Origin of the sequence: Ruegeria lacuscaerulensis (genome assembly GCF_013034685.1) — a bacterium.
In the GTDB taxonomy this organism is placed as follows: domain Bacteria; phylum Pseudomonadota; class Alphaproteobacteria; order Rhodobacterales; family Rhodobacteraceae; genus Ruegeria; species Ruegeria lacuscaerulensis_B.
Genome location: NZ_WQGO01000005.1, coordinates 185,539 through 205,266, shown reverse-complemented (window position 1 = coordinate 205,266; position 19,728 = coordinate 185,539). Strand labels below are relative to the sequence as shown.

Genomic DNA, 19,728 nt, shown 5'->3' with positions numbered 1-19,728 from the left:
ATGGATTCAGGAGCGATTCGCATTTTTGGATCAGGTGACGTGAGGGAAATGCAAAGACTTCAGGTCAAGTCCAAGCCCCGCGCTTCACGAAAGTGTCAAGAACACGTGAAGTTTCGCCATTTTATTGCCTGCGACCTCTCGGTTTCATTCACAATCCACCTAAGGTTGCCTAATTTGCAGGCAAAGGCTTTAACCTTTTTTGAAATAATGCCAACGTCTGCCCCAGTGAAAGGCGACTTTCGCAACAACATTCCTGACTGCAAACCGAAACCCAGTGACGCGGTGTTCATTGCGATCTGACAAAGCAAAATCTGAACCTGTTCCGGGCCGCTTTCTGGTCGGGCAATCAAGGTGGCAACGGGCCACCCTGATCGGCTGCGTGCGCCTTGCCTTCAAAAAACGGGAGTTAACAATATGAACAAGTATATTCGGACATCTCTGGCAGGTCTGCTGACCTCGACCATGATCACCGGCGCGGCTTTTGCCGCCGGGACCCACCCGACCACGGGCGAAGCGTTGGCCGATGACCAGACGTTCACCTATCGCATTCTGGACGAGCACAGCTCGGTCGATCCGCAGGTAGTTGAGGATGTTTCGGGCGCCGAGATCGTCCGCGATCTGTTCGAAGGTCTGATGAACCAGGACGAAGACGGTAATCTGGTGCCGGGTGTTGCCACCAGCTTCACCACCAATGATGCCAAGGACGTCTATACCTTCACCCTGCGCGACAATGCCAAATGGTCCAATGGAGATCCGGTTACAGCTGGCGATTTCGTTTACGCCTGGAAACGTGCCGTCGATCCCGCGCTGTCCTCGCCCTATGCGTGGTACATGGAGCTGATGTCGATCGAGAACGCGTCTGAAATTATCGCAGGCGAAAAGCCGGTTGACGATCTGGCCGTCAAAGCCATCGACGACCACACGCTGGAAGTAAAGCTTAGCGCACCGCTGTCCTATTTCCCGCAGATGACCACGCATGCGACCACCTTCCCTGCCCCGCAGAAAGTGATTGAGGAGTTCGGCGACGCCTGGACCAAGCCCGGCAACATCGTGTCGAACGGTGCTTATGTTCTGACCGAGCATCTGCCGCAGGAACGCTCGGTTCGCGAGCGCAACGAGATGTACTGGGACAACGACAACACGATTATCGAAAAAGTCGTGGCCTTGGTCATCAACGACGAAAACGTGGCCCTGACCCGCTATCTGGCCGGTGAACTGGACCGCACCGAAGTGCCCGCAGGCCAGTTCCCGCGCCTGCAAAAAGAGCACCCGGAAGAGGCGATCAGCTTCCCGCGTCTGTGCAACTACTATTACACGTTCAACCTGTCCGAAGGTGGTCCGGAAGCGTTCAAAGACCCGAATGTCCGTCAGGCCCTGTCGCTTGCTGTAGATCGTAAGATCATCACCGAGAACATCATGGCAGGCGGTCAGCCGCAGGCATATACTTTCGCACCCGAAGCAACCGCAGGCTTCACCGTTCCGGACGTCGAAATGGCGTCGATGTCGCAAGCCGAACGGGACGAACTGGCCAAAGAACTGCTGGCCGAGGCTGGTTATGGCGCAGACAATCCGCTGAGCTTCGAGATGGTCTACAACACGTCAGAAGCGCACAAGAAAGTTGCCGTGGCGCTGAGCCAGATGTGGAAACAGAAACTGGGCGTGAACGCCGAGCTGGCCAACATGGAATGGAAAGTGTTCCTGGAAGAGCGCGGCAACCAGAACTTCGATCTGGCCCGTGGCGCATGGTGTGGCGACTATAACGAAGCCTCGACCTTCTTGGACTTGTTGCAGTCCGAATCGGGCTATAACGACGGCAAGTACAACAACGCCAAAGTTGATGAACTGCTGGCCTCTGCCAAAACCGCAGACGATGCCGCGCCGCTTTATACCGAGGTCGAGCGTATCATCGCGCAAGAGACCCCCGTCATCCCGATCTATCACTATGCTGGCGTCTATATGATGGACAGCGATGTGGGGAACTGGCCGGTCAACAACGTAGAGCAGAACTGGTACTCCAAAAACCTCTACAAAACAGCCGAGTAATCACCTTTAGATCCCGCTGTGCCCCAAGGACCGCTTTGGGGCACAGCCAATAATTGGGGGCATGAAATGCTTGCCTATATTATCCGGCGGCTATTGGTCGCCGTTCCGACGATCCTTTTGCTGATCGTCGCCAGTTTCTTTCTGATGCACTTCGCGCCCGGTGGGCCCTTTACCTCGGAACGGCCCCTGCCGCCCGCGGTTCTGGCCAATATCGAGGCACGCTATGGGCTGGACCAGCCGCTGTGGAAGCAGCTTTGGGACTATCTGTATAACATCGTGGTGCATTTCGATTTCGGGCCATCCTTCAAGTTCAAGGATCGCGATGTGAATGATATCATCGCCCAAGGTTTCCCGATCTCACTGACCTATGGGTCCCTGTCGTTCCTGTTTGCCACCACGATTGGTGTGGGGCTGGGGATTGCGGCGGCCATCAAGCACAATAGCTGGATCGACTATTTCGCTGTCGGTCTGGGCATTGCAGCTCAGGCGCTGCCGAACTTCATCATGGGCCCGATCCTGATCCTGACCTTCACCCTTTGGCTGGGTTGGCTGCCGGGCGGTGGCTGGAACGGAGGGCAATGGCCATATCTGATCATGCCCGTTATCGCGCTCGCGACCTCATATATCGGCTCGATCGCGCGGATCACACGATCGTCTATGCTCGAGGTTCTGAACTCGAACTTCATCCGCACCGCGCGGGCCAAAGGACTGCCGACCAGAACCGTGATCTGGCGCCATGCGCTGAAACCGACGCTTTTGCCGGTGGTGTCCTATCTGGGACCGGTCTTCGTCTATGTTCTGACGGGTTCGGTCTTCGTTGACATCTATTTCTCGACCGGCGGTCTGGGGCAAGCCTATGTCGGCTCGGCCCTGTCGCGTGACTATGCGGTGCTCTTGGGGGTCACGATTCTCTATGGCGCGCTGACCGTCATCGTGAACCTTTTGACCGACCTGGCCTATGCCTGGTTCGATCCGAAAATCCGGTACTAAGGGGCGAAACATGCTTGGAAAATCTCAAAAAGCCGCCCATCTGGCCGAAGATATCACCGATTACACGATCATTCAGGGGCGTTCACTGTGGCAAGACGCACGGATGCGTTTTGTGCGCAACAAGGCCGCGATGGCCAGCGTAATCATTCTGGCGCTGATCGTTCTGTTCACCCTTATCGGGCCCTACTTTGCGGTCTGGAACAATGAAGAGATCGACTGGAACGTTATGGGTGACGTGCAGGGCATGGGTATGCCCTCAGTCGAAACCGGCCATTTCTTTGGCGTCGATGATTTGGGGCGCGATCTGTACAGCCGCGTCATTCAGGCCACCACCACATCGCTGCTGGTCGGTCTGATCGGTGCAGCGACAGCGCTGATCGTTGGCACCTGCTATGGCATCGCCGCCGGCTATATCGGTGGCCGGACCGACAGCGTCATGATGCGCTTTGTCGACATCTTGCTGGCGATCCCGGCAACTTTGGTGATTATTCTGCTGCTAGTCGTGGCGGGTCGATCCTTCTTCATGCTGTTCATCGCACTTGGTGCGGTTGGTTGGCTGACCATGGCGCGGATTGTACGGGGTCAGACCCTGACCCTGAAGAACCGCGAGTTCATCGAGGCCGCCCGCGCCGCAGGTGTCAGCGAATTTACCATCATGTACCGCCATATCCTGCCCAACTTGCTGGGCGTTGTGATCGTCTATGCCTCGCTTCTGGTGCCTGAAATGATCCTGACCGAGAGCTTTATCTCGTTCCTTGGGCTGGGGATTTCAGAACCTTACACCTCGCTGGGTCGTTTGATCGCGGAAGGGGCCGGAACCATGGGGTATGGCACCTTGTGGCAATTGATGTTCCCGCTGACTTTCTACGTCGCCATCATCATCACGATGTTCTTCATCGGGGATGGTCTGCGTGACGCTCTGGACCCGAAGGATCGCTGATATGAGCCTGTTTTCCGTAAAAGACCTGAAGGTCCAGTTCGACACCCCCGATGGCGTGGTCGAGGCCGTCAAAGGCATCAGTTTCGACATTAACCCCGGCGAATGCCTTGGCATCGTGGGCGAAAGCGGGTCGGGCAAAAGCCAGACCTTTATGGCCGCGATGGGGTTGCTGCCACCCGCAGGACGGGCGCTGGGGTCGGCCACTCTGAACGGCACCGAAATCCTGAACCTGCCGATCAACCGCCTGAACAAGATCCGTGGCTCTGACGTGGGCATGATCTTTCAGGACCCGTTGACAGCACTTACCCCGCATCTTCGGATAGGCCAGCAAATGCGCGAGGTTCTGCAGGTGCATGAAGGGTTGCAAGGCGCGAAGGCGCGGGCCCGCTGCCTGGATTGGCTGAACCGCGTCCGTATCCCTGAGGCCGCGCGGCGACTGGACCAGTTCCCCCACGAATTGTCCGGGGGGATGCGCCAACGCGTGATGATCGCCATGTCGATGCTGTGCAATCCCAAGCTGCTGATCGCGGATGAGCCCACCACGGCGCTGGACGTGACCGTTCAGGCCGACATTCTGGACCTGATGGTGCGCCTGCAAAAGGACGAAGGCACCGCCATTGCCCTGATCACCCATGATATGGGCGTAGTCGCCCGTATGTGCGACCGCATTCAAGTCATGCGCATGGGCGAATTTGTCGAAGCCGGAGACACCCGCGAAATCTTCCGCGACCCGCAGCACGACTATACCCGCACCCTCCTCGATGCGATGCCGCGCATTGATGCGGGCGATGCGCCCAAGGCGTTGGAGAAGGTCGAAGAACCGCTGCTTATGGTCGATGACGTCAAGGTGCATTTCCCGATCAACGTCAAAGGCGGGTTGTTCGGCCGCAAAGTGCCGCTCAAGGCTGTCGATGGCGTCAGCTTTGACATCCGCAAGGGTGAAACTCTGGGCGTTGTGGGCGAATCCGGCTGCGGCAAGTCCACGCTGGCGCGCGCCGTATTACAACTGATCGAACCCAGCGGTGGAAATGTCAGTTGGTTGGGCCACCCCATTGTGGGTCTGAAGCGCGCCGAGTTGAACAAGTACCGCAAGGACTTGCAGATCGTCTTTCAAGACCCTCTGGCCAGCCTTGACCCGCGCATGACAATCTCGGCATCGATCGCCGAACCGCTCAAGACCTATCGCCCCGATCTGACGGACCGCGAGCGCAAGCAGATGGTCAGCGAAATGATGGAACGTGTGGGCCTGAATGCCAACATGATCAACCGTTATCCGCACGAGTTGTCAGGCGGTCAGAACCAACGGGTCGGCATCGCGCGCGCGATGATCAACAAACCCAAGCTGATCATCTGCGACGAGGCAGTCTCGGCCTTGGACGTGTCCATTCAGGCGCAAATCGTTGAATTGCTGCGCGAGTTGCAGCAGGAGTTCGGTCTGTCGATGATCTTCATCAGCCACGATCTGTCGGTGGTACGCGCCGTTTCGAACCGGATCATGGTGTTGTATCTGGGTCGGATCGTGGAGCTGGGCGATGGCGAGGTGATCTGCTCGGACCCGATCCATCCTTACACCAAGTCGCTGATCTCGGCCGTTCCGATCCCTGACCCGGATGTGGAACGCACCCGTCAGCGGCTGAAGCTGCCAGGAGAGCTGCCCTCACCCATGGACCCCAAAGCCGCGCTGCGCTTTTTGCCCAGCCGGTTGTCTGCCGGTGAGACCGACTATGTTCCAAGCCTCAGCGAAGTTCGTCCTGACCACTTTGTCGCCGAACACGACCCGTTGGATGCCATCATGGCCAATGGGTGATACCCGGCCCGAAGTCAGAATGCTGACTTCGGGCGTATTCAAACCCTGCTTAATTTGCAGGCAAGATTAACTAATAATTCAGCACTAGTTTAACTCAAATAAGTAAGATTGTTTCCAAACCGTTGGAACTCATTCGCCCGGCGCGCACCTTTGACATCGGATCGTTTTGACTTCCTGCCGTCTGAGTGGCACGCTTGTCGGCGATTGGTTATTTGATACGAGTGTTGACGTTGTACATTCCGGCCGCACCGCCTATGAACACGCCGTGGGCACCTGACGGAATTTCCGGCACTATAGATTGAACTTGAGAGGTACTATGGCACGCAAGGTCACCAAAGCAATTTTCCCGGTCGCGGGACTTGGTACCCGCTTTTTGCCTGCGACGAAATCCGTCCCAAAAGAGATCATGACTCTGGTGGATCGCCCGCTGGTTCAATACGCGATCGACGAAGCCCGGGCAGCCGGAATTACGGAATTCATCTTTGTCACGTCACGCGGGAAATCCGCCCTCGAAGACTACTTTGATCACAACCACATCCTCGAACAGGAATTGAAAGCCAAGGGTAAGGATGACCTGCTGGAAGCGCTGAATGCCACCAATATGGAAAGCGGCGCGATTGCCTATATTCGTCAGCACAAAGCACTTGGTCTTGGGCACGCAGTCTGGTGCGCCCGCCGCCTGATCGGGGATGAGCCCTTTGCCGTTATGCTGCCCGACGATGTGATTGCGGGGGACAAACCTTGCCTTCAACAGATGGTCGAAGCCTATGAGGAAACCGGCGGCAATATGGTTGCCGCGATGGAAGTTCCGCAAGAGAAAACAAAATCTTACGGTGTTCTGGATGTCGGTGAAAACATCGGATCGGTTGTGCGCGCACGCGGCATGGTAGAGAAACCAAAACCCGAAGAAGCCCCGTCGAATCTGGCTGTGATCGGGCGCTATATTCTTGGGCCGTCGGTTCTCTACAACCTCAACCAAAAGAAGAAAGGCAGCGGCGGTGAGATCCAGCTGACTGACGCCATTGCAGAAGATATCGGCAACGGAGTTCCCGTCTTTGGCTACAAGTTTGAAGGCCAGCGGTTCGACTGCGGTTCCAAGTCCGGGTTCCTGCAAGCCACCGTGGCCTTTGCTCTGGCCCGCCCGGATCTGCGCGACGATCTGCGCGAATATCTGCATGACATTGTTGCGACGGATCAGGCGGCCCAGTAATCGGCCACTCTTTCCTTTGATCGCAAGACGCGCAATATAGGCGCGACGCGCTAATAGGCAGATATTGATGACTACGATTTATCCCGTGATTCTTTGCGGTGGGGCGGGGACTCGACTGTGGCCCTTGTCGCGCAAGAGCTATCCCAAGCAATTCGTGCCCCTGATCGGCGCGACAAGCCTGTTGCAGGATTGTGCCGAGCGGATGCGTGGCCCTGCGGATGTCCCTTATGCCAAGCCATTGATTCTGACCAATGATGCTTTTCGCTTTGTGGTGCCCGAACAACTGGCGGAAATCGGCATTGATCCCGGCCCCATTCTGATCGAACCCGAAGGGCGCAACACCGCCCCGGCGGTTCTGGCCGCCGCGCTCTATCTGCACGCCAGCGACCCCGATGCGGTGATGCTGGTCGCCCCGTCCGATCATGTGGTTCCGGACAAACTGGCATTTCATACGGCCGTTGCAGCCGGTGTGGACGCCATCACCACTCGCAGTGATTTGGTCACATTCGGTATTCAGCCCGACCGCCCCGAAACCGGCTATGGCTATTTGAAACTCAGCCATGCACCGACCGGTGAGGGCCAAGCTGTTCCACTGGAACGGTTTGTTGAAAAGCCCGACCTGGCCCGCGCACAATCCATGTTGGAGGATGGCAGCTATCTGTGGAATTCGGGCATCTTCTTGTTTGCGGTCCGCGATATCATCGCAGCCTTTGAAGGCCATGCGGCCCAATTGATGGACCCTGTGCGCGCCGCAGTCTCGAACGCCAAAACGGACCTTGGTTTCTTGCGCCTTGACCCTGAGGCTTGGTCGCAGGTCGAGGATATCTCGATCGACTACGCCGTCATGGAAAAAGCCCCGAACCTGAGCGTCGTGCCCTATGCCGCAGGCTGGTCCGATGTCGGCAGTTGGTCCGCTGTTCACGAGTTGGGAGAACCAGACGCGCAAGGGGTCGCAACTGCAGGCGAGGCGACCGCTATCGACTGTCAGAACGTGCTGATCCGCTCGGAATCCTCGGCGCAGGAAGTAGTCGCGTTGGGGGTACAAGACATGATCGCCATTGCAATGCCAGACGCCGTTCTTGTGGCCAGTATGGATCGGGCGCAGGACGTGAAGAAAGCTGTGGCCGCCCTGAAGGAAAAGGGCGCGAAGCAGGCAGAATCCCTGCCGGTGGATCATCGCCCCTGGGGCTGGTTCGAAAGCCTGGTGATCGGCGACCGCTTTCAGGTCAAACGCATCCACGTGCATCCCGGCGCCGCGCTAAGCTTGCAATCGCATCACCATCGGTCCGAGCACTGGATCGTTGTGGAAGGAACGGCGAAAGTCACGATTGATGACGAGGTGCGTCTGGTCTCGGAAAACCAATCGGTCTACATCCCGCTGGGCGCGGTCCATCGGATGGAGAACCCGGGCAAGGTTCCGATGGTTCTGATCGAGGTGCAGACAGGCTCGTATCTGGGTGAGGACGACATCATCCGATACGAAGACATCTACGCCCGCGGTTAACCAACATCTGCTTGCAAACTGGAAGTTACCAACTGGTTTCGCCGCCGTGCGTGCCGGTCACACGGGATTCATGCGCTTAATCTCATTGTGGCGCGCAGTGAATGCCGGACCGACAACCACAGGAGGGCGCGCCCAATGTCACAGAACTCACCCCGTTTGAACCTGCCATTTATCCAGCCATCGCAGGCGCAAAAGCATGTCACCCACAACGAAGCTCTGCGCCATCTGGATCTGGTCGTGCAACTCAGCCTTATCGCAACCGATGCTGTTACCCCGCCCGCGACGCCCGCGCAAGGTGACATCCACGCTTTGGGTGCCGCGCCCATCGGCGATTGGGCGGGACAAGGCGGGAAGCTGGCTGCATGGCTGGACAATGGCTGGGTGTTTTTTGACCCGAGCTTGGGATGGCGCGCCTGGGATCAGGGTGCGAGTGTCCTCAAGTTGTGGGACGGGTCGAATTGGATCGCGCCCCCGGCGGGCACGCAGAATCTAGAAGGTGTGGGCATTGGAACATCGTATGATGACACCAACAAGCTGGCGGTGCGGGCAAATGCTACGTTGCTAAGCCATGATGGCGCGGGTCATCAGTTGAAGATCAACAAGGCAGCGGCGGGCGAGACCGCGTCGCTGCTGTTCCAGTCGGAATGGACAGGTCATGCCGAGATGGGTTTGACCGGAACCACTGGGTTTACGATCAAAGTATCCCCGGATGGCAGCAACTGGAGCGACGCGTTGGCTTTGGACCCCGCAACCGGCACTGCATCCGGTACCGCGATCCAGCAAAACGCCAGTGACACCACAACCGGCCGGTTGATGCGGGCAGATTATGGTTATGGTCCCGGCAACCTTTTGGGCTCGGTGCAAGAAAACGCAGGCACCCCAACGGGCGCAGTGATCGAACGGGGTTCAAACGTGAATGGCGACTATGTCCGTTTTGCAGATGGCACCCAAATTTGCACAGCCCGGCTAAACCCGACGGATTGCACCACGGCGACAGGCGGGGGGTTCACCAGCGCCGAAGCCACCTGGACCTTTCCAATGCCCTTTGCGGCGGGTTCTGTTCCCGCGTTGTCAGGTGATGGCGGCGACACAAAACGCTTTTCTGCGTGGGGCACCCCAAGCACGACGCAGGTCAGCTATAAGGTGCAGTCGTTCACCTCGGACGCCACCATGGTCGCCCCCGGCGCTGCCGCCATCGGTCGCTGGTTCTGATCCTAAGGCCGCCCGGCAATCTGTCGGGCGGTTACTTCGCGCGGATTTGCGTCTGAGACTGATCCAGAAACCACGCATAGGTTTCGCGAATACCGTCATCCAGCCCGACCCGCGCGCGCCATCCCATGTCGGCCAGCCGCGAGACATCCATCAACTTGCGCATCGTCCCGTCCGGCTTGCTGCTATCCTGTGAAATCCGCCCGTCATACCCCACGGTCCGCGCCACCAGTGCGGCAAGTTCCGCGATCGAGATATCTTCACCACAGCCCACATTGATATGGCTCAGCATCGGCTGGGTATTGGCCTCGTAAATATCGCGCGGCAGGTCGAGCACGAACAACGAGGCCTCGGCCATATCGTCCACATGCAGGAATTCGCGCCGGGGCTTGCCAGTGCCCCAGATCACCACCTCATCCAGCCCGTCGCGCTTGGCCTCGTGAAAGCGGCGGATTAGGGCGGGCAACACATGGCTGTTCTCGGGGTGGAAATTGTCACCCGGACCATAAAGGTTCGTCGGCATGACCGAGCGGTAGTCGACCCCATGCTGCCGGTTGTAACTTTCGCACAGCTTGATCCCCGCGATCTTGGCGACCGCATAGGGTTCATTTGTCGGCTCCAACACGCCAGTCAGCAGGGCATCTTCGCGCATGGGTTGCGGAACCGCGCGCGGGTAGATGCAGGAACTGCCCAGTTGCAATAGGGTCTGAACCCCTGCAGCAAAAGCCTGATGGATCACATTGCACTCGATCATCAGGTTTTCGTAAATGAAATCCGCTGGATAGGTGTTGTTGGCATGAATGCCCCCAACCTTGGCGGCGGCCAGTACCACCACATCGGGGCGTTCGGATTGCATAAAGTCGCGAACTGCCGCCTGATCGGTCAGATCAAGCTCGGCATGGGTGCGGGTGATGAGCTCAAGCGCTTCACCTGCTTTTTTACGGCCTTGCAACCGACGCAGGATCGCGCCACCGACCATGCCGCGATGTCCGGCAACATAGATCTTTCGCATGCCCCGCTCCTCAGCCATTTTCCAGACTGACCGGCAAGTCATACCCGTGCTCTTTCAACAAGGCATGGCGTTTGGCGGTCTTCAAATCCTCACGCACCATTTCGGCGCACATTTCCTGAACGGTCAACTCGGGTTCCCACCCCAGTTTGTTTTTGGCATTTGACGGATCGCCCAACAGAGTTTCCACTTCAGCCGGGCGGAAATATTGCGGGTCGATCCGCATCACAACATCCCCGGCCTTCAATGCAGGCGCATCCGCGCCTTCGACCGAGACCACAGTGGCAATCTCATCCACGCCATCGCCCGAAAACGCCAGCGTCACACCCAGTTCAGCCGCTGACCATTCGATGAACTGACGCACCGAATACTGCACACCGGTTGCGATCACGAAATCCTCTGGCGTGTCCTGCTGCAACATCAGCCACTGCATCCGCACATAGTCCTTGGCGTGACCCCAATCCCGCAGGCTGTCGATATTGCCCATATACAGACACTCTTCCAGACCCTGCGCGATATTGGCCAACCCCCGCGTGATCTTGCGGGTGACAAATGTCTCTCCCCGGCGTGGGCTTTCGTGATTGAAGAGGATTCCGTTGCAGGCATACATGCCATAGGCTTCGCGGTAGTTCACCGTGATCCAATAAGAATAAAGCTTGGCCACCGCATAGGGTGAGCGCGGATGGAACGGCGTTGTCTCACGCTGCGGAATTTCCTGAACCAGACCGTAAAGCTCCGAAGTCGAGGCCTGATAGAACCGGGTTTTCTCCTCCAGCCCCAGAAAGCGGATCGCTTCCAACAGGCGCAGGGTTCCGATGGCGTCCACATCGGCAGTGTATTCCGGCGACTCAAAGCTGACCGCCACGTGGGATTGCGCTCCCAGGTTATAAACCTCATCCGGTTGCACCTGCTGGATGATCCGGGTCAGGTTCGACGTGTCGCTCAGATCGCCATAGTGCAGATGAAGGCGTGGATTCGGCACATGCGGGTCCTGATAGATATGGTCGATCCGCTGCGTGTTAAATGACGAGGCACGGCGCTTGATACCATGCACCTCATATCCTTTTTCCAGCAAAAACTCGGCCAAGTAAGAGCCATCCTGCCCAGTGATGCCGGTAATTAATGCTGTTTTTGTCATCGGTCCATTCCACACATTCTATCTGCTTGATCGCAGACTCAGAAACAGCAAGATACCTCGGAATGCAACCCAAGGTCACGGCTGGGCATTGAAACCGGCGAAACTTTCCTGAATGAATGCGCCACAAGGCGGTTTCCGAAGAAGGATATTGATACATGCGTATTGCAATGATCGGCACAGGGTACGTGGGGCTCGTGTCGGGGGTCTGTTTTTCGGATTTTGGCCATGACGTCGTTTGCGTAGACAAGGCCGAAGGCAAGATCGAGATGCTTCAGACGGGCGAAGTTCCGATCTATGAGCCCGGTCTGGACGTGCTGATGGCCAAGAACGTCGCCTCGGGACGGTTGAGTTTCACCACCGACCTCGCCGCTGCCGTAGATGGGGCGGACGCTGTGTTTATTGCGGTGGGCACCCCGACCAGGCGCGGCGACGGGCATGCAGACCTGACCTATGTGATGGCCGCCGCCGAAGAGATCGCCAATGCGCTGACCGGCTATACCGTGATTGTCACGAAATCCACTGTTCCCGTGGGCACCAACCGTCAAGTTCAACAGGTGGTCGCCGCCGCCAACCCGCAGGCCGAATTCGATGTCGCCTCGAACCCGGAATTCCTGCGCGAAGGGGCCGCCATTGATGATTTCATGCGGCCCGACCGGGTGGTTGTCGGTGTCGAAAACGACCGGGCCGCCGGGGTGATGGCCGATATCTACCGCCCACTCTACTTGCGCGATTTTCCGATCCTGACAACCGATCTGGAAAGCGCCGAGATGATCAAATACGCGGCCAATGCGTTTCTGGCGACCAAGATCACCTTTATCAACGAAATCGCCGGCCTGTGCGAACGTGTTGGCGGCGATGTCAAAGAGGTGGCTCGCGGTATCGGTCTGGATGGTCGGATCGGTAACAAATTCCTGCATGCTGGCCCCGGTTATGGCGGATCATGCTTTCCAAAGGATACCAACGCGCTGGCGCGGATCGGACAGGATCACGCCTATCCGATGCAAATCACCGAGACGGTCATTCGGGTCAATGACGGTGTAAAAAACCGGATGATCGACAAGATCCGGGATGCCTGCGACGACAGTTTCAATGGCAAGACCATCGCGGTGCTGGGCGTGACCTTCAAACCCAACACCGACGACATGCGCGACGCGCCCTCATTGACCATCGTGCCCGCCCTGATCGGGGGCGGTGCCCGTGTCCGCGTCGTCGATCCGCAAGGCCGCGCCGAAGGCGAGGCCCTGCTGCCCGGTGTCGACTGGTTCGACGATCCTTATGCCGCCGCAAAGGATGCGGATGCGGTCGTGCTGCTGACCGAGTGGAACGAGTTCCGCGCCCTGAACCTCGGCGATATGGCGGCCTCGATGACCTCGGCCAGAATGGTCGACCTGCGCAACATCTATTCCCGCGACATGGCCCTGAAGGCCGGATTCGAGAGCTATTCCGGGGTCGGTCGCTAACCGTATAGCGGCACATCCGCCTGCGCGCCCTCGGCCAAAGCCTTGCTTTGGTCGCGCCGCACCTGGTCGTACAGGGCGAGGGAATCGGCAGAAAACAGGCTGCCGGGCGGGGGAACGGGAACAAAATTGCTCTGCCCGTCGCGCCCACGCGCCAGCATGGCATAGTCCTTTTCGGCCACCAATTGTTTGGCATTGGGGTTCAGATACCGGATCGCCAACCCGATGCGCCGGTCGTCCGAGCTGTTCGGTCCTGACCCGTGGATCGTTAAACCGTGATGCAGCGACATTTGCCCCGGCGACAGCTCTATCCGGGTTTTGTCCTCCTCCAGCACCTCCACGGCGATCTCTTGCCCGCGTGACAGAAGGTTCGTGTCAGAATAGGTGTCGTTATGCGGCAGGATCGGGTTCTTATGGCTGCCCTGCACAAAATCCATGCAGCCGCTTTCAGGCGTCGCAGGCGAAAGCGCGATCCAGGCCGTAACCTGATCCGGCGTCTCGCCCATACCCCAATAGGTCAGGTCCTGATGCATACCGACCGTGTGCGCTGTCCGCGGTTCCTTGACGAAAAATTCGGCTGACCAGATCATGATATCGGGGCCCAAAACGCCCTCGACCAGATCCAGAACACGGGGGTCCATGGCAACGCGGGCGGCCAAAGGCATTACAAGATGCGAATTGACCCGCTTATAGGTGTTCAACGGCAAAGGCAGATCGGCATCCAGCCATTCCCGCTCAATCTGTTCGAACTCGGCCCGCAGGGCGGCCGTTTCCGTGCCCGTGAAAACGGTCAGGGGAAACAAATACCCATCCTCCCAATACTGAGCGGATTGTTCGGGCGTCAGGGCGGTTTGAGCCATTGAGACAGGGTCAGACATGCGCGCTCCTCCTTACTGCATGTGTTTGCAGCCTAGTTGATGCGTCATTAATGGCAGAGCACAGGTTCTTGCCCGTCAGGCTAAGTTCAGCTTAGTCTAACTGCCATGGCAGGCCGTATCCCATCGCTGAACTGGCTGCGCGTGTTCGAGGCCGCCGCGCGAACCGAAAGCTTTGCGCGCGCGGCAGCCCAATTAAACATGTCCGCCGCCGCCGTCAGCCAACAGGTCAAGGCTCTCGAGACGCAATTGGGCACCCCTCTGTTTCACCGCCATGCGCATTCCGTCACCCTGACCGAGACCGGACGCGCCTATCTGCCATCGGTGCAGCAATCACTGCTGATGCTGGAAACCGCAACGACCGGATTGTTCGGCGAAACACGCGAACAGCGGCTTTACGTGCAGTCGGTTCTTCTGTTCGCTCATGGGGTTTTGGCCGGGGGTCTGCCCGATTTTCACACGCAAAATCCCCATATCAACCTGTCGCTGTCGACCGGCAATCTGGACGCTGATTTCAGCAATCGTTTCACCGATCTTCAGATCGTGTTTGGCAATCCAAACCTCTTTGGCACGGAAAGCGATGAACTGGTGCGTGAAAGGCTGTATCCCGTGGCCCCGCCCGAATTGGCTGCGCAGATCGACACGCCGCCGGATTTGTTCAACTTCACCCTGATCGAGGTCTCGACCCACCGGGCAAGCTGGCCACATCTGTTCGAAACGCTACGCCTGCCCGCGGGTCAGGCGCGGTATTTCTTTGCCGACAACTCACTTATCGCGGCCGAGCTTTCGGCGGCAGGCGCGGGCATTGCGCTTGCCCGAGCGCCTGCGTCAGACCGTATTGTAGCTCTGTCGGGCTTGGTTCCATGCCTCGACGGGATCGAGGTACCGGGGCAAGAGGCTTATCACTTGATCTACCCGTCCCGCCGAACTCTGCGCCCTCCGGCTCGGCGGTTTCGGGACTGGATCATGGATCACAGCGCGGCAGTCCAGACGCGGTAACGCCCCTGCCCGGTCACTTCACGGATCAAGCCGCGATCCGAAAACCTGTCGATATTGCGCTGAACCGCCGCACGCGAGGCACCCGTCAACTCTTCGGCCAACGGGGCCGACACCATGGGCCAGGCTGTCAGCGCTTCGATCAGTTTGGGTGGGGTTCGTCCGCTCAGGTCGTCGGTCGCGGCACGGGCACGAGCGTCCCAGGCGCTGACACGGTCCAGATGCAACAAGGCGGCCAAGGCGGCCTGCCCAAGACCCCGATACCACGCGCCCAGCTTTTCCCCGGTATCACCCATGCCGCGCAAAGCGCCAGGGCCAGACAGGGCCAATGGCATGAAAAGCGCGCCGCCCCGACCCATCGTGGCCGCATGGCGTGCTGCGATGATGGCTGCTTCGGTGTCGTGCCCGACGCCGGGTGAAACCGCACGCCACGCATGAAAAGCAATCGCGGCTTGCGTGATCGGGTGCAGCCCGTCTGCATGCCCCATCACCTCGGCCAGGTCGGCAATGGCCTCGGGCACTTCGTCGATCCCCTGCGCCATCCGGTCAAGAAAGGCTGTCACCCCGGTGGCCCATCCACCCTCGGACGGTCCAGCACCCGATGTCAGACGCCGCACGGCCCAGCCGGACCGAAACAAAGCCTGCACGTCATCACCGGTCGCGCCGATCCGCAACCCGGTCCACAGCGCCAAGCGATCCACACCGATCCGATCACCAGTCCACCAACCCAGATCAGACACATCCATCAATGCCAGACGATGCGTCCAGCCTTTGGGACCAGCCCGTAGCCTTTCATCCAAGGCGCCGAATGTGGCCGCCAGATCCGCCAGTTCCAGTGACAGTTCTGCCTGCGCCGCCCGCCAATCCCGAGAGTCGAACAACAGCCTGCGATCGGCCTTTGGGCCGGGCAGGATAAAATCCTCTTCGGGCTCTTCGTCGGGGGGCAGAAACCACAGATCGTCATCCTCGGGCGGGTCGACATCATAGATACTGCCGGGGCCCAGCGTTTCGTCATCCTCATCGGGATCAGGCATGGCAGGGTTTGTGGTCATACCCGACATATTTCGGGTATTTCCACCAGTTCACAAGACGATTCTGCCGCTTAGGGATCAGCTGGCGAAACTTGTCGTCAGAATATCCAGCTGCCCCTGCAACGGTGTTTGCGGGCTGCTGCCGATCAGCATGTACCCATATCCACCTTCAGACCATGTCGCGGTTGCAAGGCCGCTCAGCTCAGCAAGGTTCACATCTTTGCTGGGGGCGCCTTCGCCCTGACGGATGATGCAGAAGGCAAAGGGCTGACCCTGTTCATCTGCGAACACGACCTGAATCAACGGCTTGCCGTTGAACGACAGAACCTGCGCGCGCTTTAGCTCCATCCCCGGCAGGGCTTCCAGCGTGTCGCGGTTCAGCGACCGGCCCAGCTCGGCCTCGGCCAATTCGAACTGCGTGTCCAGCGCCTGAGCCGAATTGTCCAGCGAAGCAATCGTATCGGGCACATAAAGCGACTGGTAGATCGCCGCCTGTTCAGCCCAGCCCAGCGGCTCGGGCCGGGTGCTCCAGAAGGTTGCCGACACCGCCAGCACCGCGACCGAAGCGGCGACAGCCACCAAACGCCACGGGCTTCCGGAATGGTGAACAGGAACAGCCGACTGCGGTTCAGGCAGATCGACCTGCGGTGCCTCGGCGGGCACGTTTTCAAACACCGCCTGCACAACCTGTGCAAACGGATCCAGCGCCATCAGGCGCGCTTCCAGCTCGGGGTCGGCCGCAACCGCGGTTTCAATCGCGTTTGCCTCAGCCTCATCCACATTGCCTTCCAGATACGCTGTCAGCGTCTCATCGGAAAACTTCATTTGCCACTCCGTCGAACGGCGCTTGCAGCATCATGCTGCATCACGGTTTTAAGTTTCTGCCGGGCGTTGGACAACCGGCTCATAATCGTACCGATGGGAACGTCCAGCATCGCCGCCGCTTCGCGGTAACTGTAGCCTTCGACAAAGACCAGCATTACCGTTTCGCGCTGCGCTTCTGGCAGTTGCATCACTTGGGTAAACACCTCAGCCGCGAAAATATTCGTTTCGGAATCGGAATCATGTGAAATTAATTCCGCCTCGGGCGTCACCGACAACGCCTGCGCCTTGCGGACCGAGCGCGAGCGCACCTCGTTCAACCAGATCGAGCGGCAGATCGTCATCAGCCAACTGTCCAATCGATCATGTGAAGTCACCTGATGGTGACGCTCCAACGCACGCAGGCACGTGGATTGCAGCAAGTCATCCGCCACATCGGAGGCTCCGGACAAGGCAAGCCCAAAACGCCAGACGCGTTTCGAATACGTCTGTATCGCGCCGCGCACGGCCTGTTCGGAACTAATTTCACCACCCATTGAATAAATAGTGACCTGTGTGTGTTTGACATTCACGGATCGGGCCCGCGAGGTCAGGAATGTCATAACCTGTGGAGGAATGAAATGAAACTTATGTTGAAAGCAGTCACGATTGCGTCGGCAATTATTGCAACCCCGGCCTTGGCTGAACATTGGACCTTGTCGCCCGAAGGCTCGCACCTGGCCTATGGCACCATCAAGAAAGACACCGTGGGCGAAGTCAATTCCTTCACCAACCTGTCGGGCCATGTCAGCCCCGATGGCAAGGCCGAGATCGAGATCGACCTGTCCTCGGTCGAGACGAATATAGACATCCGCAACGAGCGCATGATCGAGCATGTCTTTCGCAATGCAGGCACGGCGACTTTGACCGCCCAGATCGATATGGACGAGGTGAAGGCGCTGGCCGTCGGTCAAACAGCAGTCGTTGATGTCGAAGCGGCACTGTCGCTGATCGGCACGGATGTTGAGTTTGATACTGAAATGTTCGTCCTGCGGGTTTCTGAGAAATCCGTGATGGTCTCGACCAACGACATGGTGTTTCTCAGCACCGAAGACGCGGGCGTAAATGCCGGGGTCGACAAGCTGATGGAGCTGGCCAGCCTTCCCGGCATCACCCGGACCGTGCCCATCACCGCACGCCTATTCTTCAACATGGACGAGCAAAAAGCTGACGCTGGGACAGCTGCTCCGGTTGAGGTCGCCGCTGTCGCCGCCGTTGATGGGGATATCAAGGCGGGCAAAAAAGTCTATCGCAAATGCAAGGCGTGTCATCAGATCAAAGAGGGCAAGAACGGTGTAGGCCCCTCGCTCTACGGCATCGTTGGCGCCTCGGCTGCGCAAGCGGATGGGTTCAAATACTCGGACGCGCTGAAAAGCTCGGGCATTGTTTGGGATGTCGAGACCCTGACCACTTTTCTGGCTGACCCCAAGGGCACTCTGCCCGGCAACAAGATGCAGTTCGCCGGCTTGAAGAAGGATGAGGACATCACCAACGTCATTGCCTATCTGCAATCGGAATCGGAAGGCTAACGCCGGAAAGCTGTTCCTTCGCCTGCCCCGCCGCGCTATTCCTGTGCATGACACCATGGGAAAGGAAGGCGGGGCATGAGCGATACGGTCAAATTGACTTTGGATGAGATCCACGGGCTCAGCCTGACCATCCTGAAAAATGCAGGCTACGGCCCGGACCATTGCACCGCCATCGCGGATTTGCTGACCACCTGCCAGATCGACGATTGTCAGTCGCACGGGCTGTTTCGCTTGCTTATGTGCGCAGAGACGATGAAAGCGGGCAAGGTCGACGGCCATGTCGCGCCAGTCATCACCCCCTCGGACAACGCCATTGTTCGTGTCGATGCACGCGGCGGGATCTCTCTGCTGGCCTTTCATGAGGCCCTGCCCCACCTGATCGAGAAAACGCGCACGCACGGCATCGCCGCCATGGCGATCAACCGGTGTTTCCATTTCTCAGCCCTCTGGCCCGAGGTTGAACAATTGTCCTCGGCCGGGCTGGCCGCGATGGCGATGGTGCCCAGCCATTCCTGGGTCGCCCCAGCCGGAGGTACACGCGGGTCACTTGGCACCAACCCGCTGGCCTTTAGCTGGCCGCGTCAGGGTCAGGATCCGTTCACCTTCGACTTTGCCACCAGCGCCTTTGCACGGGGAGAGATCGAGCTTTACCGCCGCGCAGGCAAACCCCTGCCCGACGGCGTAGCGCTCGACAAGAAGGGCAACCCAACAACCGACCCGCACGCTGCGATGGAAGGCGCGATGCTGACCTTCGGCGGCTATAAGGGGTCGGCGTTGTCGATCATGATCGAGCTTTTGGCTGGGCCCTTGATCGACGATCTGACCAGTCTGGAAAGCTTGGCCTATGCCGACGGCACCAGCAGCGCACCCTATCATGGCGAGATCATCCTGGCCTTCGACCCCGCGCAGTTCAGCGGCGGGCGCGTAGACGAAAACGATGCCCGCGCCGAGCGTCTGTTTGCCGATATCACGGGTCAGGGCGCGCGCCTGCCCTCGCAACGTCGCTATGCCGCGCGGGCGCGCAACAAGGCGCGGGGCTATGTGGAAATCTCGAAATCGCTGCATGACGATCTGCTGGCTCTGGCCCGTTAGCATTCGGCCTCTTTCCCTTGCCGGTGCCTGTGGCTAA

General features: G+C 58.6%; 17 protein-coding genes. 11 read left to right on the top strand and 6 right to left on the bottom strand.

Translation table 11 applies throughout. The features are described 5' to 3' along the window. The first annotated feature begins 414 nt into the window (after window positions 1–414). The 7 genes from GOV80_RS14485 to GOV80_RS14455 all read left to right on the top strand — a co-directional run bounded on the left by GOV80_RS14485 (window position 415) and on the right by GOV80_RS14455 (window position 9,706). Window positions 415–2,043, top strand: coding sequence for a peptide ABC transporter substrate-binding protein (locus tag GOV80_RS14485; RefSeq protein WP_170785773.1), 1,629 nt, complete (start codon window positions 415–417; stop codon window positions 2,041–2,043). 66 nt (window positions 2,044–2,109) lie between these two features. Then, the gene (gene oppB, locus GOV80_RS14480) at window positions 2,110–3,033 is read left to right on the top strand and encodes an oligopeptide ABC transporter permease OppB (protein WP_170773326.1); all 924 of its coding nucleotides are present in this window, start codon (window positions 2,110–2,112) and stop codon (window positions 3,031–3,033) included. A gap of 10 nt (window positions 3,034–3,043) precedes the next feature. After that, the gene (locus GOV80_RS14475) at window positions 3,044–3,973 is read left to right on the top strand and encodes an ABC transporter permease subunit (RefSeq protein WP_170785771.1); all 930 of its coding nucleotides are present in this window, start codon (window positions 3,044–3,046) and stop codon (window positions 3,971–3,973) included. Window position 3,974: 1 nt separating this feature from the next. Continuing rightward, on the top strand, window positions 3,975–5,780 hold the full coding sequence (locus GOV80_RS14470) for an ABC transporter ATP-binding protein (RefSeq protein ID WP_170785769.1): 1,806 nt from the start codon (window positions 3,975–3,977) through the stop codon (window positions 5,778–5,780). A gap of 316 nt (window positions 5,781–6,096) precedes the next feature. Next, window positions 6,097–6,990 (top strand): UTP--glucose-1-phosphate uridylyltransferase GalU, encoded by an 894-nt coding sequence (gene galU / locus GOV80_RS14465; RefSeq protein WP_170773319.1) that lies wholly within the window; start codon window positions 6,097–6,099, stop codon window positions 6,988–6,990. 67 nt (window positions 6,991–7,057) lie between these two features. After that, a complete protein-coding gene (locus GOV80_RS14460; protein ID WP_170785767.1) occupies window positions 7,058–8,494 on the top strand; it encodes a mannose-1-phosphate guanylyltransferase/mannose-6-phosphate isomerase in 1,437 nt (478 codons plus the stop codon). Window positions 8,495–8,629: 135 nt separating this feature from the next. Next, entirely contained in the window at window positions 8,630–9,706 is a 1,077-nt protein-coding gene (locus GOV80_RS14455; RefSeq protein WP_170785765.1) for a DUF2793 domain-containing protein, read from the top strand. Between the two features lie 31 nt (window positions 9,707–9,737). Here GOV80_RS14455 and fcl read toward each other — a convergent pair whose 3' ends face one another. Then, window positions 9,738–10,715, bottom strand: coding sequence for a GDP-L-fucose synthase (gene fcl, locus GOV80_RS14450; protein WP_170773315.1), 978 nt, complete (start codon window positions 10,713–10,715; stop codon window positions 9,738–9,740). 10 nt (window positions 10,716–10,725) lie between these two features. Further along, window positions 10,726–11,850 (bottom strand): GDP-mannose 4,6-dehydratase, encoded by a 1,125-nt coding sequence (gmd, locus tag GOV80_RS14445; protein WP_170773314.1) that lies wholly within the window; start codon window positions 11,848–11,850, stop codon window positions 10,726–10,728. 155 nt (window positions 11,851–12,005) lie between these two features. Between gmd and GOV80_RS14440 the strand changes: the two genes are divergently transcribed. Next, entirely contained in the window at window positions 12,006–13,310 is a 1,305-nt protein-coding gene (locus GOV80_RS14440) for a UDP-glucose dehydrogenase family protein (protein WP_170785763.1), read from the top strand. Here GOV80_RS14440 and GOV80_RS14435 read toward each other — a convergent pair. Further along, window positions 13,307–14,185, bottom strand: coding sequence for a phytanoyl-CoA dioxygenase family protein (locus GOV80_RS14435; RefSeq protein ID WP_170785762.1), 879 nt, complete (start codon window positions 14,183–14,185; stop codon window positions 13,307–13,309). The genes GOV80_RS14440 and GOV80_RS14435 overlap by 4 nt on opposite strands. Before the next feature lie 105 nt (window positions 14,186–14,290). Here GOV80_RS14435 and GOV80_RS14430 point away from each other — a divergent pair, with 105 nt between their 5' ends. After that, a complete protein-coding gene (locus GOV80_RS14430) occupies window positions 14,291–15,181 on the top strand; it encodes a LysR family transcriptional regulator (protein ID WP_170785760.1) in 891 nt (296 codons plus the stop codon). Here the strand turns inward: GOV80_RS14430 and GOV80_RS14425 are convergent. From GOV80_RS14425 to GOV80_RS14415, 3 genes are read right to left on the bottom strand one after another with little or no spacing between them, the layout of a single operon-like run. Then, entirely contained in the window at window positions 15,154–16,230 is a 1,077-nt protein-coding gene (locus GOV80_RS14425; protein WP_272871060.1) for a helix-turn-helix domain-containing protein, read from the bottom strand. The genes GOV80_RS14430 and GOV80_RS14425 overlap by 28 nt on opposite strands. A gap of 57 nt (window positions 16,231–16,287) precedes the next feature. Continuing rightward, window positions 16,288–17,034 (bottom strand): anti-sigma factor family protein, encoded by a 747-nt coding sequence (locus tag GOV80_RS14420; protein WP_170785756.1) that lies wholly within the window; start codon window positions 17,032–17,034, stop codon window positions 16,288–16,290. Beyond that, window positions 17,031–17,603, bottom strand: coding sequence for an RNA polymerase sigma factor (locus GOV80_RS14415; protein ID WP_336510162.1), 573 nt, complete (start codon window positions 17,601–17,603; stop codon window positions 17,031–17,033). Before GOV80_RS14415 ends, GOV80_RS14420 begins: the two co-directional genes overlap by 4 nt. A 48-nt stretch (window positions 17,604–17,651) precedes the next feature. On the opposite strand from GOV80_RS14415, the gene GOV80_RS14410 reads away from it, so the two are divergent. Together GOV80_RS14410 and GOV80_RS14405 are read left to right on the top strand one after the other, a co-directional pair. Beyond that, window positions 17,652–18,599 carry a c-type cytochrome gene (locus GOV80_RS14410; RefSeq protein ID WP_237215850.1) on the top strand — a complete coding sequence of 316 codons (948 nt, stop codon included), beginning with the start codon at window positions 17,652–17,654 and terminating at the stop codon, window positions 18,597–18,599. A gap of 75 nt (window positions 18,600–18,674) precedes the next feature. After that, window positions 18,675–19,691: an Ldh family oxidoreductase gene (locus GOV80_RS14405; protein WP_170785752.1), complete on the top strand. Its 1,017-nt coding sequence runs from the start codon at window positions 18,675–18,677 to the stop codon at window positions 19,689–19,691. Window positions 19,692–19,728: the final 37 nt, after the last annotated feature.